The following is a 17399-nucleotide window of genomic DNA, read 5'->3' on the forward strand; positions in this document are numbered from 1 at the left end:
ATTAAAGGTCTACTATGTCTAAGAATAAAAATGCTAATACGCTTCTAAGGCAGCAAACATTACTTAAATTTATTCCTGCGAATGCGGGAATAAAAAGTGCTGATCTGCTCAACAAGCTTAAAAGTGAAGGATTTGAGGTAACTCAACGCACATTACAAAGAGATCTCGAAGTGCTGTCGCAGTACTTTCCTATTTATTCTGAAACCGACACAAAACCCTATCTATGGCGTTGGTCTGGTCTTGGTATCAATCGAACACATATCGACAGCTTAAGTTTAACCGATGCATTGTCGTTAATGCTGGTAGAAAAGTCGCTACAGCAGCTATTGCCTCCGGCGATGCAACGCCATTTACAACATAATTTTGAGCATTCGCGGCAGCTATTAAACACTTTAAAAGATGATGATAATGCCCAATGGTTTGATAAAGTCGCCAGTGTAATGCCAGATAGTGGTTTTAAACCACCATCAATCGATGAGAGTTTGTTAACTGAAATACAAGGAGCATTATTAAAAGATCAAACCATTGTGGTTAGTTATCTCAAAACAAAAAACACAACAGCAGTGGAGTATTCGCTTATGCCACTGGCCTTAGTGCAACGAGGCCACGTGCTTTATGTTATTGCTCAAGATATCACTAAGGGTGCAAATACCGCACAAATCAAACGATTTGCTATGCACCGTTTTCAAACGGTAACCCGCATTAACGAACAAGGGATCCGTCCGCAAAATTTTAATCTTCAACAATATTTACAAGATGGTGCAATGCAATTTGGCAACGGTGACAAATTAGCACTCAAAGCAAAAGTGACCGAAGAACTTGCCTTTTACTTAAATGAAAGCCCTATGTCAGATGATATGAAGATTATCCAATCAGAGGATGGTGCATATCAACTCAGTGCAACAGTCATTAATGGTTGGCAATTAAACTGGTGGCTAAGGGGACAAGGGGCAAACATTGAGGTACTAGAGCCACAAGAGCTAAGGACTAGAATGCGTGACAATTTACTTAAAACGTTAGCTGCATATAAAATTGTTGATTAGTGAAGTTGATCGCAAAGTTACACCGATACAAATTTTATTATCTCAAACAACATTACACTAACAGAATAATTGTAAGACTCTAAACTCTTGAATAAACTTTAATTTTATAGTATTCATTTGTTTGCTAACAATCAGGACTATGTACAGTATTTGCTGTAACCAACAAGGAATATAGATGAAACATGTTGTAGAAGTGACTCAATCGGCGTTAACACAAATGCTACTGAACGGATTTGAAGCATTCGTAATAAAACATGGCAATAACAAGCGTAGTGGTATTGAGTTCTATGCATCCGTTTATGGTGATATTGAACTCAATGAAAAAGACGATGAATGCCGCAGTATTGTACAATTTGTCTCTGTTGATACATCCGCAACAATGAAGAGTGGTTCAGTTGAATCAAACGAAGCGGCAGAAGACCTAAAAGAACAATTAGCAGAACAACTGGGGTATTATCGTTTAGGAAACATGCACAGTCATCCATATTTACTTGCTGAAATGTCATTAGATGAAGTGAGAAAAAGAGGATGTGAGTTTTCAGATGGCGATATTGAATGCTTCAAGCAACAACTTGAAAATTACGAAGCAGACGATGCCTATGTTCTTGAGTTTGTACTGACAATTAAACAGTTAGAAAAACAAAACACTTCAAAAGATGGTCGAATAGACGACAATGTAATTGAATTCTCTGTTGGGAATTGTAAATGTTTCCTACGTGCACAAGTATTTACTAAAGATGATTCAGAAGGACTAATTGAATCACCTACTCAATTAGTCTGTGACTACCTTCAAGAATTCACCCACCTTACTGCTGAGTTTGGAAGAGTCAAAGCAAAGCCGAATCGTAAAAGAGTACTCGAATACAAACCCGTTTAACAATAGCGAGTACGGCTTTAAAGTTTCAAATAATATGTAATAATCACTAGTTGTTATAATCACCGTATTTCACAATTCCCACTGAAATACGGCGGTTTTATCTGGTTTACTCAGCACTTGAGTGATATCTTACAAATCGACAATTTTGTATTTTTGTATCGTTAAAAATTGAGGTTTGCATGGAGCTAAATATCGAGCAGGAATTGCTTAATGAAGCATCACAATTGTTTAGTAAGCTAGGTCTGACAACTGAGCAAGCCATCCGCATTTTTCTCACAAAATCAATTTCATCTAATGGCTTGCCTTTCCCCATAATCCTTGATGAACAAGACGGGTCTGCCAAAACCAGTATCACCAACAGCCAAATTACAGACACCTTGTTAACTTTGGTCGAAGATGGTTTACCAGAGTCAGAATTGCTCAATTTACAAAATCCAGACTACTGCAAAGAAGTCTTCGCTTTATCCTTTGCGGTACTCAAACTAGCTAAAACAAATCAACAAGCTGATATCAAAACAGCAGCGCAAGATGCAAAAGGCTATAACCGCTACTCCACTAAAAAAGTTGCTCGCCACCAAGGGCAATATTACGTCATTTCTACCCAGTGGACCGACAGGCATCGTGCGCTATTTACCCATTGGCATAAGCAAATTCAACGCAACACATCATCTGTTAGCCGTTAAAAAAATTCATTGATAGGAAAGCCTCATGGCCATTAAAAAGAACGAACTGTATTCATCATTATGGGCAAGCTGTGACGAATTACGTGGCGGTATGGATGCCAGCCAGTATAAAGATTACGTGCTGACCATGTTGTTCATGAAATACGTTTCCGACAAGTTCAAAGGCGACCCCTATGGCATGATAGTGGTGCCTAAAGGTGCCACGTTCGATGACATGATAGCGGCTAAAAACGATAAAGAAATTGGCGACAAGATTAACAAAATCATTGCCGCGCTTGCCGAAGAAAACGATCTTAAAGGCATTATTGACGTTGCCGACTTTAACGATGAAGACAAGCTTGGCAAAGGCAAAGAGATGGTTGACCGTCTCACTAAACTGGTAGGGATTTTCCAAGGCTTAGATTTGTCTGGCAATCGCGCCGAAGGGGACGATTTACTTGGCGATGCCTATGAATACTTAATGCGTCACTTTGCCACCGAGTCGGGTAAATCAAAAGGGCAGTTTTATACTCCCTCTGAAGTCTCGCAAATTCTGGCTAAAGTGGTCGGCATTACTAAAGACACCTCACAAGACGCGACTGTTTACGATCCTACCTGTGGTTCTGGCTCCTTGCTATTAAAAGCGAGCCATGAAGCGCCCCGTGGTTTATCTATTTTTGGTCAAGAAATGGATAACGCCACCAGTGCACTGGCTCGCATGAACATGATTTTGCACAACAATGAAACGGCTAAAATTGTTAAAGGCAATACCTTATCATCACCCGAATGGAAAGACGCTGCCGATAAACTCAAAACCTTCGACTTTGCAGTGGCTAACCCGCCATTTTCAAATAAAAACTGGACCAGCGGCTTAAACCCACAAAGCGATCTCTATGGTCGTTTTACCTGGGGGATACCCCCTGAAAAAAACGGCGATTACACCTTTTTACTGCACATTATCACCAGTTTAAAAAGTACCGGTAAAGGCGCGGTTATTTTGCCTCACGGGGTGTTATTCCGTGGCAATGCCGAAGCCAATATCCGCCAAAACTTAATTAAACAAGGTTACATTAAGGGCATTATTGGCTTACCTGCTAACCTGTTTTACGGTACTGGTATTCCTGCCTGTATTATCATTATCGATAAAGAGCATGCTCAAAGGGCAGTGCTGTCAAATGAGTCTGCAACAACTGGCCAAGCAGACATCGCCATAGCAGGTCGGTCAATCTTTATGATTGATGCCAATAAGGGCTTTATTAGAGATGGCAACAAAAACCGCCTGCGCAGCCAAGACATTCATAAAGTTGTCGATGTGTTTAATAAAGGCCTAGAACTCGAACGCTTTAGCCGTTTAGTCACGATTGATGAAATTGCTAAAAATGATTACAACCTCAATATTCCGCGCTATATCGACTCATCTGAACCCGAAGACTTGCACGATTTAAGTGCCCATTTACAAGGCGGCATTCCCAATCGTGATATCGATGCCCTTGAACATTTTTGGCAAGTATTCCCCAGCATTCGTGCCACGCTATTCAAGCCTGCCCCTGAACCTAAACGCAGCGGCTATAGCCACTGCATGATTGAGGCAAGTAAGGTTAAAGCCAGCATTCTTGCCCATCAAGAGTTTAAAGACTTTGCCGCGCGCAGTTTATTGCCCTTTAAAGCCTGGGTAAAGCAGGCCGCGTTAACTGAAATCGGCCTAGGCGATAGCCCTAAAGAGCTCATTCACGACATTTCAGAAAACCTGTTAACCGCCTACGCCAACAGTGAGTTACTCAGTAAGTACGACATTTACCAAATTTTAATGGATTACTGGAGCGACACACTGCAAGACGATGTCTACGTGCTTATTCAAGACGGTTGGCTCTCGGGTAACACCTTGCGTGAATTAGTGGTCACCAAAGGCGATAAGTCAGCTAACAGTAAAGAAACGCCTGACTTAATCGTTAATAAGAAGAAGTATAAAGCTGAGCTTATTCCACCGCGTTTAATCGTGGCGCGCTACTTTGCCGCTGAACAAGCCAAAGTCGATGCACTGCAAGCCAAACAAGATGAAGCCACTCAAACGCTTGAAGCTTACCTTGAGGAAAACTCTTCATTAGGCTCTGGCAGTAGCGATGACGGTCTGCTAGTTGATGCTATGAACGACAAAGACAAAATCAACAAAGTCAGTGTCGCTTCGCGCCTTAAAGTAGCTACCGCTGCCGATGAAATCGCAGCCCTTAAGCAAGCCACTAAATTGTTCACCTCTGATGCCAATGCTAAAAAAGCGGTGAAAGAAGCACAAGAATTGCTAGATTTGGCGGTATTTAACCAATATCCCAAACTTACACTTGAGGATATCAAAACCCTGCTTGTCGACGACAAATGGCTCGCCACACTACAAGCCAACATCATTGCAGAAATAGAACGGGTCACCCAGCAAATGGCTAATCGCGTAAAAGAGCTAGAAGAGCGTTACAGCACGCCATTACCCACACTCACAAAATCAGTTGAGATGTTAAGCGATAAAGTGGCTAACCACCTCAAAGCCATGGGTTTGGAGTGGACGCTATGAGCCAAGCTATAAATCAAGTGATACCAGAAGGGTATAAACAGACTGAGGTTGGGGTTATTCCAGAAGATTGGAATTACTCAGAGCTTGGAGATTTTGTTAGTTCATTAGAGGCTGGTATCAGTGTTAACTCAGTGGATAAAATTGACGCTTTTTCTCATGGCCTACACATACTTAAGACATCGTGTGTATCGAAAGGATACTTTTATCCAAATGAAATAAAGTCAGTTATCCCTAGTGATGTCCATAAAGCTAAAACTATTCCGTCAGATGGTTCCATTATCGTTAGCCGAATGAATACTCCTGACTTGGTTGGTGAACTAGGTTTTGTCGATGGTAACTACCCTAATTTGTTTCTGCCAGATCGTTTATGGCAAATGCGGTTTCGCTCCAATGTAAAAACAAATAACAGATGGTTAGCTTATATTTTAACTTTTCCTGCTACTTCTAAAAAAATAAAAGAATCTGCAACTGGTACAAGTAATAGTATGAAGAACATATCAAAGGGTTCTTTATTAAGTGTTAGTTTTCCTTCACCAGCTTATGAAGAGCAAACCGCCATTGCTAACGCTTTGTCTGATATGGATGCTTTGCTGAGTGAGTTAGAAAACCTCATTGCCAAAAAACAAGCGATTAAAACCGCCACCATGCAGCAACTGCTCACAGGCAAAACCCGCTTACCGCAGTTTGCCTTTTATTCAGATATTAACAGTCCAGAAGGTGCTGTCGAAGGTAAGCGCAAACATTCGTCGGCAACGAATGCTAACGTCAGCCCCTGCGACGACGGCTCTCTAGCTTCTCAAGAGAGCAGAGGCATGGTCAGCCGACGTAAAAGCACCAAAGCCAGCGAGCTAGGCGAAATTCCAGAGGATTGGGAGGTTGTTAGATTTGGTAATATTGTAAATTACATCAAGGGCTACCCATTTAAGTCAGGCGAGTATACAGACTCTGGTCTTAGAGTTGTGCGTGTTAGTGATACTTCATTTACTACTATTAAAAACGACAATCCAATCTTTGTTTCCCTAAAGTCAAAAAACAAATATAAGAAATGGAGCTTGGAAGAAGGTAATATTATCTTCACCACAGTAGGATCAAAGCCTCCAATGTATGACTCATTAGTTGGAAAAGCTATATTGGTAGAGCCACAACATAGCGGGTATTTGTTAAATCAAAACGCAGTGCTCATAAAACCCAAACTTAAAGCTAAAAACATATCAAACTTGCTTATCAGTCATTTTAGAACCGAACGATATATTGATCATATTGAACAAATTTATCGTGGTAATGCTAACCAAGCTAGTATTACCTTAGATGGTTTGTTTGAGTTTGAAATACCTTTACCAACTGAGCCAGAAGAACAAACCGCTATAGCTTCTATCCTCTCGGACATGGATAACGAAATCCAAACCCTTGAACAACGCCTAAGCAAAACTCGCCAAATCAAACAAGGCATGATGCAAGAGCTGCTCACGGGCAAAAACCGATTGCCGTTTTACAAAGACACAACATCTGAGGTCAGTTTGTAATGAGTAAAAAGGAATTGGTACCACAGGATGTGACGGTAAAGCTAGTGAGTTTTAGCTCATTAGCTAACGAAAAAAGTCCATTAGCGTTAGACAGTTACCAGCGAGCTTATGTTTGGGGGGAAGATAAAATCATTCAACTATTGAATGATTTTTCTGAATTCATCCAAACAAATAATAGGGCTAAACAATATTACATGGGCACTTTGCTGCTGCACCAGAAAGTTGGTGTTAAGCAAAACAAGCATTTCGTTATTGATGGCCAACAGCGCTTAACTAGCTTGTCGGTTTTGTATTGGTTGTTACACGGTAAGTTACCAGCACATATACAGTTTGAATTTCGCTCGTCTCGCTCTTTGGTCAATATCCAGCAAGCAAAATGCACTATGCAAGCATGGTTCAAAGAGCAGAAAATTGATAAGGATGCATTTACTAAGGTGTTTAAGCAATTACGCTTTACTGTCATTGCTGTGCAGCGAGAAGACTTAGCCTTTACCTTTTTTGATACTCAGAATAATCGTGGTGTGCCGCTTGGCAGCACAGATTTACTCAAAGCCTTCCATTTACGTGCCATTCAAGACGGTAATCTTAAATTGGTCGAGCAACTGCAAAGCCATTGTGCGAGGCGTTGGGAGCAAGTTCAACTTCAAGGCGAGTTAGGCAAAACTAGCCAGCATAATGATTTTGCTCCTGAATTATTTCATTATTATTTATGGCGTGGCCGTAATTGGACTGGCAATCAAGTAGAAGAGCTAGAAAGTAAAGATGAAATGCTTAAGCATTTCGGTGAGCACAGTAAAAAAGCCATGATTGGAGAAGTGGCGTTGTACTGTGGCGGAACAAACCAATGGGGAAAAAGCCTTACATTAACTACCACCAATGACTATTCGTTAACGCCAGCAAAACAAAATATTGGCCAACAAGCGGCTTATTTACCTTTTGCTTTGCGCCAACCCATTAGCCAAGGTGTAGGTTTTTTCCTCTATGCTGAAAAATATGCCTCAATGCTCAATGTGTTGTTTCATCAGACATCTGATAGCCCTGAAGTGTTAGCGCTACAAGGTTTTTATAATGACGTTGTTTCAACCTTATCTCCTTATTTACAGAGTCTATTCCGCTTAGCGACCTTGACATATTTCGACAGGTTAGGCAGCGAGGGATTGTTACGATTTGCTATTTGGTTAGATCATCGTTTGGGTGCAATTCGATTAACACAGGCCGACATCCGCCGTGAAACGCCACTTAAATTTTTACGGGATGCAAAACAGAATTTACTCGATGTGCTTGCACATGCCTACGATATCGATGATGTGATCCGCTTTTTACAGCAAGAAGATGTAAGCAAAGCTTATGCTACTAATGATGGTTGGCAAACAGAAAGTAAAAGTCACGTTCAATCTCGTTATGCTCGTGCTGTTTCTGGTTATTTTAATGTCGATGATTTGCGAATTAAGACTAACCAATATGTGGAAAGCACGATTAAAAATAAACTAAATCAGGTGAGTGCTGAAAAACTCGGTGTCCAGCAGGGAGCTCGTCATGTCTAAATTTGAGTCTGATTTAATTACTTTGGAAGATGTGATTAAAAAGCAGTATTTTTTTAATATTCCCATTTATCAGCGACTGTACGTCTGGGGAAAAGAGCAAATACATAGCTTATTGGATGATATTGTTACTGCCTGGCAAGAAGATAAAAATGAGTTTTATCTGGGCGGCACCTTAGTTATTGAGAGGACGTTACATGATACGACTGACACAAGTAAACTCTATGAGCTCATTGACGGACAGCAACGGTTTACCACCTTATGGCTGATAAGCGTGGTACTGGGTGAGCATCTTACTGAGTATCGACAAGTGCCAACTGAGCAAGGTGTTCGTCCGCGGATAAATTTTGCCATTCGTCCTCAAGTCACTGAATTTTTTAAAAAGTTATGCCCCAACGAAACGGCACCCAACGAAACGGCACCTTTAGCACAGGCTAAACAGTTAGAAGATGCGCTTCAATATATCAAGTCTTATTTTGACAATGCTGAAGTCAAGGTAGATAAAGTTACTTTAACTGATTTTATTCGCACGAAAGTTCAGTTGATCTTAACAAAAGTACCTAAAGAGACGGATTTAAATAAATTATTTGAAGTGATTAATAATCGTGGTGTGCAGTTACAGCATCATGAAATTCTAAAAGCTAAGCTACTTGAAAGCATAGACTCAAAAGAACGCGAAGCTTATGCACAGTTGTGGGATGCCTGCTCAGACATGAACGGTTATGTTGAACGCCATTTATACGATGCCACTCAAGTTAATACCCTTGCTTTATACAAAAGTGAAATCGAGACAGACGTTTATCAACGCGAACAACTCAGTAATGCTAAATATGTAGTTAAGAGCTTGAAGCAAAACAAGCAGCATATTCAAACCAAGCCGATGAGTTTGGCAGCCATTTTAAAGCACAAAAATAGTTTCACCTCGAATGAGTCTGAACCAGAAGACGAAGTTGATGATGGTTTACCCGACAGGGTATCAAGCATCATTACTTTTTCAATGCTTTTACAACATACATTGCGGATTTATTTGCAGAAAAGCAAAAAATTTGAACATAAGGATATCAGCAAAATTTCTGATAAAGATTTACTGCAAATATTCAAATTACATTGGCTTAAAGAACAACCAAATAGCAAACAAGTTGAGAGTTTTTTTAGACTACTTTGGGATGTTCGCTATCAATTTGATAAGCACATCATAAAATGGGTCCTAGTTGAAGAGGACAAACAACATGCTATTCGTAGAATTTACGTCAATCGGAATACAAAGAAAAAAACCGAATATTTACAACGTTATTCTACCGATGCTGAGCCGGATTTCGCACTTTTACAGAGTATGCTGTATCACTCACAGCAAATGACAACTCAATATTGGTTAACACCATTACTTAATTTTTTGTTAAAAAACAATGAGAAAAATGCACTTTTCTATTTGCAGCATCTTGATAATCATTTACTGTGTAGTAAAGCTGATGCTCCTCTGATTGAACGTACTCATCGTTATTTAGTGAATTGCTGGCATAAAGAGAAAGTGTTAACAGCGGCAACAAGTCTTAACCTACCTCACGAAAACGGGACTCAATATCCGCATTATTGGTTTTACAAACTTGAATACGTCCAGTATCTCAAATTGAAAGCTAAAAAAAGTAAACTTATCAATAATTTTAGAATGACAGCTAAAAACTCGGTTGAACATGTCACGCCGCAAAATCCAAGAATTCCGCAAGATGCAATACCTGCTGATTTACTTCACACTTTTGGAAACTTAGCCTTAGTGACTGGAAGTATTAACTCTGAAATGACCGATGATGGTTTTACTATCAAAAAAGCTAAATTCGAAGAAAGACATAAAGGCAAAGGTGTGTCGCTTAAGCTTGAAGATATATATTCAAATAAACAGTGGAAAAAAGATGAAATCAAGCACCATCATCAAAAAATGATTAGCGACTTTAATATTTATATTAAAAAGGTGAATGACAAAACAACGGAGTTGTTGAATGAGTAATGTCGGCCAAAAGGAACGTGCCACCCAAAACCGTGTGGTTGATTTTTTTCAACAGCAGTTGGGTTATCGCTATTTAGGCGATTGGAAGGACAGACAAGATAACCGCAATGTCGAAAGCCATATTCTAGCTAATTGGCTGCAAGACAGAGGCATATCTGAACCCCTTATTAAGCGCGCATTACGTAAGTTAGATATTGCTACGGCGCTGGGTGAAGGTAAAAAACTGTTTGATGCCAACAAAGAGGTGTATCGCTTACTGCGTTATGGGGTTAAAGAGAAAGAGGGCGCTGGTGAGCAAAATCAAACGATATGGTTAATTGATTGGCAAAACCCAGAGGCAAATGATTTTGCCATTGCCGAAGAAGTGACGGTAAAAGGTGAACTAAAGAAACGCCCCGATCTTGTCATTTACGTTAATGGCATTGCCCTTGGGGTGATTGAATTAAAGCGCTCGTCTGTGTCTGTGAGTGAAGGTATTCGCCAAAATCTTGATAATCAGAAAAAAGCTTTTATTCGCAATTTTTTTACCACCATGCAATTGGTGATGGCAGGTAATGATACCCAAGGTCTGCGTTACGGCACCATAGAAACCACTGAGAAATATTATTTAGAATGGAAAGAATCACAAGGCGCGGATGCGCTTCCTCGGGATCATATAGAATCCAAAACCATTCTTGATACTCACTTAGCACAGCTGTGCGATAAGCAACGTTTTCTTGAGTTGATCCATGACTTTATCGTGTTTGATGCTGGGGTTAAAAAGACCTGCCGCCACAATCAATTCTTTGGCATTCAAGCGGCTAAAAAGCATGTTGTTTCGCTGACGAACAATAAACAAGGCGGGATTATTTGGCACACTCAAGGTTCTGGCAAAAGCCTAACCATGGTGTGGCTAGCCAAGTGGATACGTGAAAACGTAAAAGATTCAAGGGTATTGATTGTTACTGACCGCACAGAGTTGGACGAACAAATCGAAAAAGTCTTTTCTGGTGTTGATGAAGAGATCTACCGAACTAAAAGTGGTCAAGACTTGGTACTCACTCTCAATAAACCCAACCCTTGGCTATTATGCTCCTTGGTACATAAGTTTGGCCGAAATGGTGAGCTTATTGACGATGAAAATGATGATGCTGCAGCAACAGACTTTATCGATGCAATAACAGAATGTGTAACGGGTGATTTTAGTGCCAAAGGCAATTTGTTTGTGTTTGTTGATGAATGTCATCGAACTCAGTCTGGCAAGTTGCATACCGCGATGAAAGCGATTCTTCCACAGGCCATGTTTATCGGTTTTACCGGTACACCACTGATGAAAAAAGATAAGAAGAAATCTTTAGAAGTGTTTGGCCCTTATATTCATACCTACAAATTTAATGAAGCGGTAAGTGACGGTGTGGTTTTGGATTTACGCTACGAAGCGAGAGACATCGACCAGCATTTAACCTCGCCTAAAAAAGTAGACCAATGGTTTGAAGCTAAAACAAAAGGCATTTCAAACCTTGCTAGAATGCAGCTTAAGCAAAAGTGGGGCACCATGCAAAAGGTGCTGTCGAGTAAGTCGCGCCTAGAGCAAATTGTTAGCGATATCTTGATGGATATGGAGATCAAACCAGCCTTACTTTCAGGTAGAGGTAATGCCATGTTGGTTTGCGCCAGTGTTCATCAGGCTTGTGTGGTGTACGACCTGTTTAGCAAGACAGACTTAGCGGGTAAATGTGCCATTGTGACCAGCTACTTGCCAAGTGCGAGCACCATAAAAGGTGAAGAGTCTGGTGAGGGACGAACTGAAAAAATCTTTAAGTATGAAACTTATCGCAAGATGCTAGCCGATTACTTTGAGCAAAGTGAAGATGAAGCCGCCAAACGCGTCGAAGAGTTTGAAATATCAGTAAAGCAGCGCTTTATTAAAGAACCTGGCCAAATGCGCTTATTGATTGTTGTCGATAAATTGTTAACGGGTTTCGATGCGCCATCAGCGACTTATCTTTATATTGACAAAAATATGGCTGATCACAATTTGTTTCAGGCCATTTGTCGAGTTAATCGGCTAGATGGCGAAGACAAAGAGTATGGCTATATCATTGATTATAAGGATTTATTCCGCTCACTCGATAAAGCGATTAAAGACTATACCGCAGAAGCATTTGATGGATACGACGAAGTCGATGTAGCGGGGCTGTTGAAAGACCGTTTAGTTCAAGCCCGTGAAGACTTAGATACTGCATTAGAAACCGTGCGTGCATTATGTGAACCAGTGAAAGCGCCACGTAATACTAGAGATTTTATCCATTACTTTTGTGGTGAATCCGGTGTTGAACCAACGGATGTAGACGAGAGAAGCGAAAAAGAGGCGTTACGATTAACGCTGTATCAAGCTGTTGCTAAGTTATTAAGGGCTTATGCAAACCTAGCCAATGAAATGGAACAGGCAGGGTATTTGGCAGAGAATGCCGAGAAGATTAAACAAGAAGTTATTTACTATGAAAAAGTGCGCGACGAAGTAAAACTGGCCAGTGGTGATTTACTTGAAATGAAGCGGTTTGAGCCTGCAATGCGTCAGCTATTAGACATGTACATCAGAGCGGATGACAGCGAACTGTTAATGGATTTTGAAGAGCTAGGCCTAATTGATTTGGTTGTGAATAATAATGGTGCGGGGCTAGGCGCTTTACCTGAAGATTTACGCAATGATGGTGAAGCAATGGCGGAAGCTATTGAGAATAACGTTCGTAAAACCATTGTTGATGAAAACCCGGTTAATCCTAAATATTTTGAGCAAATGTCTGCATTGCTTGATGAAATTATTAAACAGCGACGTGAAAAAGCCCTTAATTATCAAGAGTACTTAGAGCAAATTCGTGAATTAGCCAAAAAAGTGGTTAACCAAAGTGATAACAGAAGTTTAACCTATCCAAGCACCGTTGATTCGGCTGCAAAACAGGCGCTTTATGATAATTTTGGCAATGATGAAACGCTTACTGCCAAAATAGATACCGCTGTACGCGAGACAAAAAAAGCAGAATGGTTAGGCGATAGATTTAAAGAACGTGAAATCGCTAATGCGGTTAGGCAAGAAACAGCTGGTTATGATGTAGATATAGAAACGGTGATGGCACTTATTAAGGCACAAAAGGAATACTATTAATGTCGTCTAGTGAGGTCATTCAGATTGGTGGCATTGAAGTACAAGTCAATCGTAAACCGATTAAAAATTTGCATTTAAGCGTATTGCCACCCGATGGACGAGTAAGAATGTCTGTGCCTATGGGTGCCAGTGAACAAGCCGTTCGTCTTGCGGTGATTAATAAATTGGCCTGGATTAAGAAGCAACAAGCTGATTTTGAGGCGCAGCCTCGACAATCAATTCGTGAAATGGTCAGTGGCGAAAGCCATTATCTATGGGGTAAACAACATCGCCTTGATATAGTAAAAACCTCTGGTAAACACAAAGTATCTATTAAAGGTAATAGCATCATTGAGTTACAAGTAGCTGATAATACAACGGCAGATAACCGATTGAAGTTGTTAAATGGTTTATACCGTCAGCAAGTACAAAAGACTATTACCAAGTTGCTACCTTATTGGCAACAGAGACTGAATGTTGAATCGACATCAGTCGGCATTAAGAAAATGAAAACCAAATGGGGCAGCTGCAACATTGAAGCTAAAAGCCTGTGGATTAATTTGGAGTTAGCCAAAAAACCCGTGGAATGCATAGAGTTTATTCTGGTCCATGAATTGGTGCATTTAATTGAGCGTCATCATAATGAACGCTTCAAAGGGATTATGGATAAGCATCTTCCTAATTGGAGAGAAAGGCGCAGCTTACTGAACAGCTTGCCATTGGCATATGAAGATTGGAGTTACTAGACACCAGGCTTTATAAAGTAGGTCTAACGATAAAAAACATACCACAGGATTTTAAAAAGTCAGGTGGTAAAAGCAGCATCAAAAAGCGCTCTGAATAGAATATTGCACCGTAACAGGGCAAACAAATCGTTGATATCAATATAACCATCTGATTATAAAAACTATTACACCAAAGTCACTAAGTGAGACAAAACTCATTTGGTATGAGAAACCACACAAAAACAGTATTTGATTAGCTTACACAAATACTCTATTTAACATAATATACATTGTGCGCATACTTATGTGAGGTGATATATATGCGCGCATTTGCAGTTATGTTCAATAACGGTATGAATCAACAGTATGTTTCATTTACATGGGCATTCTAATCAAAACCTAGCATACAGACATCAATACTGTGTTTAACATCGTGCTGAGATTGCATACTTTAATTTTTTACGGTCTATTCCTAGCAATTATTTAATCTCAGCGAGATGATTTAATGGTTTATTGAATGCACTCTGATGTCGTTCAGTTTGCGTGGTGTGCAAATACTGTGATGTTGTGTCGATGCTCTCATGACCAGCGTCGGCCTGGACATGTGATAATGGCCGCCGGTTGATATTGATATCATGGGTGATCCCAGTGTGACGAATATTATGAGCACTGAGTTTTCGCATAAGTTGACTGTCATGTTCAAAACCATCTTTAGCGGCATTGTCTGCAGCTAAGTTAATGAGCTTGTCTATTTCGTCTCGTATATGCCGAATACCAAGATTGGCGTTAATGACACCAGATTCTCGTCCGTGGGCTGCGGCTTTGTGCCTGACAAATATAGGATGTTGATCGTTGATATTGGGTAAATCGCTGAGCTTTAAATAACGTCGATAATCAACTAATCCAGCCAGCAAGGCTTTTGATATGGCAATATTACGGGCTTTGCCGCTTTTGGAAAATGGTACATGGAAATACCAAATACCAGAATGTGGATCTTGTCTGAACTGGCTCATGATGGGTGCATAACCTGCACGAGCACTGATTTCAGATATGCGTAAATAGCAGCTATATAATAGTGTAATGAGAAATAAACTGCGTTGATGTTGTTCCGGCTGAGTGCTGGCCAATTGGCTAACGGTGCTAATAACATAAGACCACTGTAACTCGGTAAATGCGTGATGATTATTGTCTTCATCGATAGTGAATTTACGTTTTATGGCAAACCGACTGTGTTTAAGCCATAACTGAGCTGGGTTTCGCTCGGTATATTCCTCGCTAATGAGATAGCCATAAAATGACGATAATATCGCAACTTTGGTCTTAAGTGCATTATCACTTAGTTGATATGGTAAACATTTCCCAAGTTGTTTTTTGCCTATAAATGGTCGCCATTGTGGGTTTGGTGATCGCTCTCCAGAGGCTTTATTGAGTTTAAATTGCGCAACATTAAAATACCCGATTAATTCTTTTGGTGGTGATTGGCAGTAATCGATGTATTTGGCAATGTCTTTTCGTGTGACTGATATAGGCGATAATGCCACAACATCGAAACACCAATGTAGAAACGTAGTTAATTCGCTACGATAGGCTTTATAGTTATTTTCAGACTGCTTTTGCTCAAATAACCAATCAGCACAATGCTCTATTATGAGTCCTGCATCAGCAACTTTTTCGATTGATATTTTGGTAATATATTGATTTATGTAAGCATTACCGTGAAGTACATACTCTGCCGCATCAAATAGTGGCAATACTGGCGGTAACTCATCACTTATGTTCTTTGGCATATTATTAAATATAGGTTATTGATTACATTAGTTTATTATACTATTTTTTGCCTGATGCCGATAATGTTATTTATCGGCATCAATGATGATGATTCTTTAACAAACAGATTTCAATTGTAGGTTTTAATATGGGTCATTTTAATATGTGTTTACGGCAATATGCTGGTCTGATATCAGTTGCGACACACAATGATCTATGGGGTTTAATCTAGTACACGCCTGATGGCATTGCTTATTGTGGCAAGATGTTCGTTTTTGACAGCTCCATAGACATAGCTGCCAAACGGTTTGTTTACTTGCCTTATCTAAACATTGCAGGTCGGCAGCACATAAATGGCCTGCTTTGATTAATTGGGCCACTTTATCTGCATCAATAGAGACATTTAATCTGTTCATGTCTACCCCTTCTTTTTAGCTATATCTATTAAGCGTTTATTGTAATTAGCCACGTTGATTCTGGGCTCTCTCATGTTTACCCTCTTCCCTTCTCAGTTTGAAGATTGAGCGAGTTAGATTTATCATACATCAATGAGAATGATTATCAATTACGTTATTGGTGTTAACGTCACTTCTGCGCGGTTTGTCACAATTTAGTTAACATAAATAGTTATGTTTCAACAATGGATGGTGAGTAGAAATGATTGGCTTGCATAAGAATGGGGTCAAAAAGGTTAATAATCACATTTTACAGCAGCGTTTGGCGGTGAAATATCACACTATTAATAAATATAGGAACAGAGGTTCAATCTCAGAACAAGAAAAAGTCGTTTTCGTGTTGAGGTTTAAGTTACCTCTGCCCTAACCTGCAATGGTATTGATATGCAGGATGATTAAGCCATTGACCTACTGGTTATCGTTATCCGCTAAAAAGTCGTATATCAAGGTACGTGTTTGTTTTTGGTAATCAAATGAGATAAATACCCGCCACACCATATAATTACTGCTGCAAGAGCCAAAGATTAAAGAGCCTTGATAAGTATTGTCTTTAATTTCGGACAATGAAACGGGGATAATCCCCATAAACATATCGCGCCCTTCTATTCTCATTGAAATATTAGTGATCGCTTGATTGCTATTCAGCGTAACTATTAATGGTTTCTCGCTAGGAGTATTAACGGGATCAATCAGTAAACCAACTTGTAATTCGGCTACTTTTTTGTAACATTCTCCAGCAGAAAATTGACATAAACTGGTATCAATTGCTAAATCATCCTTTTCTTGTGTTTTTGGTTTGTCACAGGCTACTAAAAACATTAAGAAAATGGTCAAAATAAAAATCTGGATAATTTTGTGCACAATTTTTAACCTTTTAGGCTGAGTTAGTAACATTATCTTCCAGAGCTTGATCTAGATCAACTTTGGTATATTTTGTGAAGTATCTTTTTTGACTTAGCTCAAGTATCATAACACCGCCTCATGCTAGAGAGAATTAACATGAGGTAACACCTTGACAAATGGCTTTAAAAATAGCTTTTAAAAGCTCAATTTATAACCTCCTGTCAATCTAACTGGTAAAGCTCGCTTTACTAAATATTAAAAGTATAAGTAATAAGCC

12 protein-coding genes are annotated in these 17399 nt (G+C 39.7%); 9 read left to right on the top strand and 3 right to left on the bottom strand.

The window, feature by feature from the left end:
* The first annotated feature begins 14 nt into the window (after positions 1-14).
* The 9 genes from ACED29_RS00220 to ACED29_RS00260 all read left to right on the top strand — a co-directional run bounded on the left by ACED29_RS00220 (position 15) and on the right by ACED29_RS00260 (position 14078).
* Positions 15-1043, top strand: coding sequence for a helix-turn-helix transcriptional regulator (locus ACED29_RS00220; protein ID WP_371696615.1), 1029 nt, complete (start codon positions 15-17; stop codon positions 1041-1043).
* Between the two features lie 175 nt (positions 1044-1218).
* Positions 1219-1920, top strand: coding sequence for a hypothetical protein (locus tag ACED29_RS00225; RefSeq protein WP_371696617.1), 702 nt, complete (start codon positions 1219-1221; stop codon positions 1918-1920).
* A gap of 179 nt (positions 1921-2099) precedes the next feature.
* The gene (locus ACED29_RS00230; protein WP_371696619.1) at positions 2100-2603 is read left to right on the top strand and encodes a type II toxin-antitoxin system RelB/DinJ family antitoxin; all 504 of its coding nucleotides are present in this window, start codon (positions 2100-2102) and stop codon (positions 2601-2603) included.
* Between the two features lie 25 nt (positions 2604-2628).
* Positions 2629-5142 (top strand): type I restriction-modification system subunit M, encoded by a 2514-nt coding sequence (locus tag ACED29_RS00235; protein ID WP_371696620.1) that lies wholly within the window; start codon positions 2629-2631, stop codon positions 5140-5142.
* The gene (locus ACED29_RS00240; RefSeq protein ID WP_371696622.1) at positions 5139-6665 is read left to right on the top strand and encodes a restriction endonuclease subunit S; all 1527 of its coding nucleotides are present in this window, start codon (positions 5139-5141) and stop codon (positions 6663-6665) included. The genes ACED29_RS00235 and ACED29_RS00240 overlap by 4 nt, the downstream gene beginning before the upstream one ends.
* Positions 6665-8209, top strand: a complete 1545-nt coding sequence (locus ACED29_RS00245; protein WP_371696623.1) for a DUF262 domain-containing protein — start codon at positions 6665-6667, stop codon at positions 8207-8209. Before ACED29_RS00240 ends, ACED29_RS00245 begins: the two co-directional genes overlap by 1 nt.
* The gene (locus ACED29_RS00250) at positions 8202-10208 is read left to right on the top strand and encodes a DUF262 domain-containing protein (protein ID WP_371696625.1); all 2007 of its coding nucleotides are present in this window, start codon (positions 8202-8204) and stop codon (positions 10206-10208) included. The genes ACED29_RS00245 and ACED29_RS00250 overlap by 8 nt, the downstream gene beginning before the upstream one ends.
* Positions 10201-13353: a type I restriction endonuclease subunit R gene (locus ACED29_RS00255; RefSeq protein WP_371696627.1), complete on the top strand. Its 3153-nt coding sequence runs from the start codon at positions 10201-10203 to the stop codon at positions 13351-13353. The genes ACED29_RS00250 and ACED29_RS00255 overlap by 8 nt, the downstream gene beginning before the upstream one ends.
* Entirely contained in the window at positions 13353-14078 is a 726-nt protein-coding gene (locus ACED29_RS00260) for a M48 family metallopeptidase (RefSeq protein ID WP_371696628.1), read from the top strand. The genes ACED29_RS00255 and ACED29_RS00260 overlap by 1 nt, the downstream gene beginning before the upstream one ends.
* Before the next feature lie 458 nt (positions 14079-14536).
* Here the strand turns inward: ACED29_RS00260 and ACED29_RS00265 are convergent, their stop codons facing one another.
* From ACED29_RS00265 to ACED29_RS00275, 3 genes are all read right to left on the bottom strand, one after another.
* Complete coding sequence (locus tag ACED29_RS00265) at positions 14537-15844, bottom strand: site-specific integrase (RefSeq protein ID WP_124014877.1); 1308 nt, start codon at positions 15842-15844, stop codon at positions 14537-14539.
* A 138-nt stretch (positions 15845-15982) separates the two neighbouring features.
* On the bottom strand, positions 15983-16240 hold the full coding sequence (locus tag ACED29_RS00270) for a hypothetical protein (RefSeq protein WP_165870017.1): 258 nt from the start codon (positions 16238-16240) through the stop codon (positions 15983-15985).
* Positions 16241-16687: 447 nt separating this feature from the next.
* Complete coding sequence (locus ACED29_RS00275; protein WP_124014876.1) at positions 16688-17140, bottom strand: hypothetical protein; 453 nt, start codon at positions 17138-17140, stop codon at positions 16688-16690.
* Positions 17141-17399: the final 259 nt, after the last annotated feature.

This window comes from Shewanella sp. 5S214, assembly GCF_041439795.1.
Lineage (GTDB): Bacteria > Pseudomonadota > Gammaproteobacteria > Enterobacterales > Shewanellaceae > Shewanella > Shewanella vesiculosa.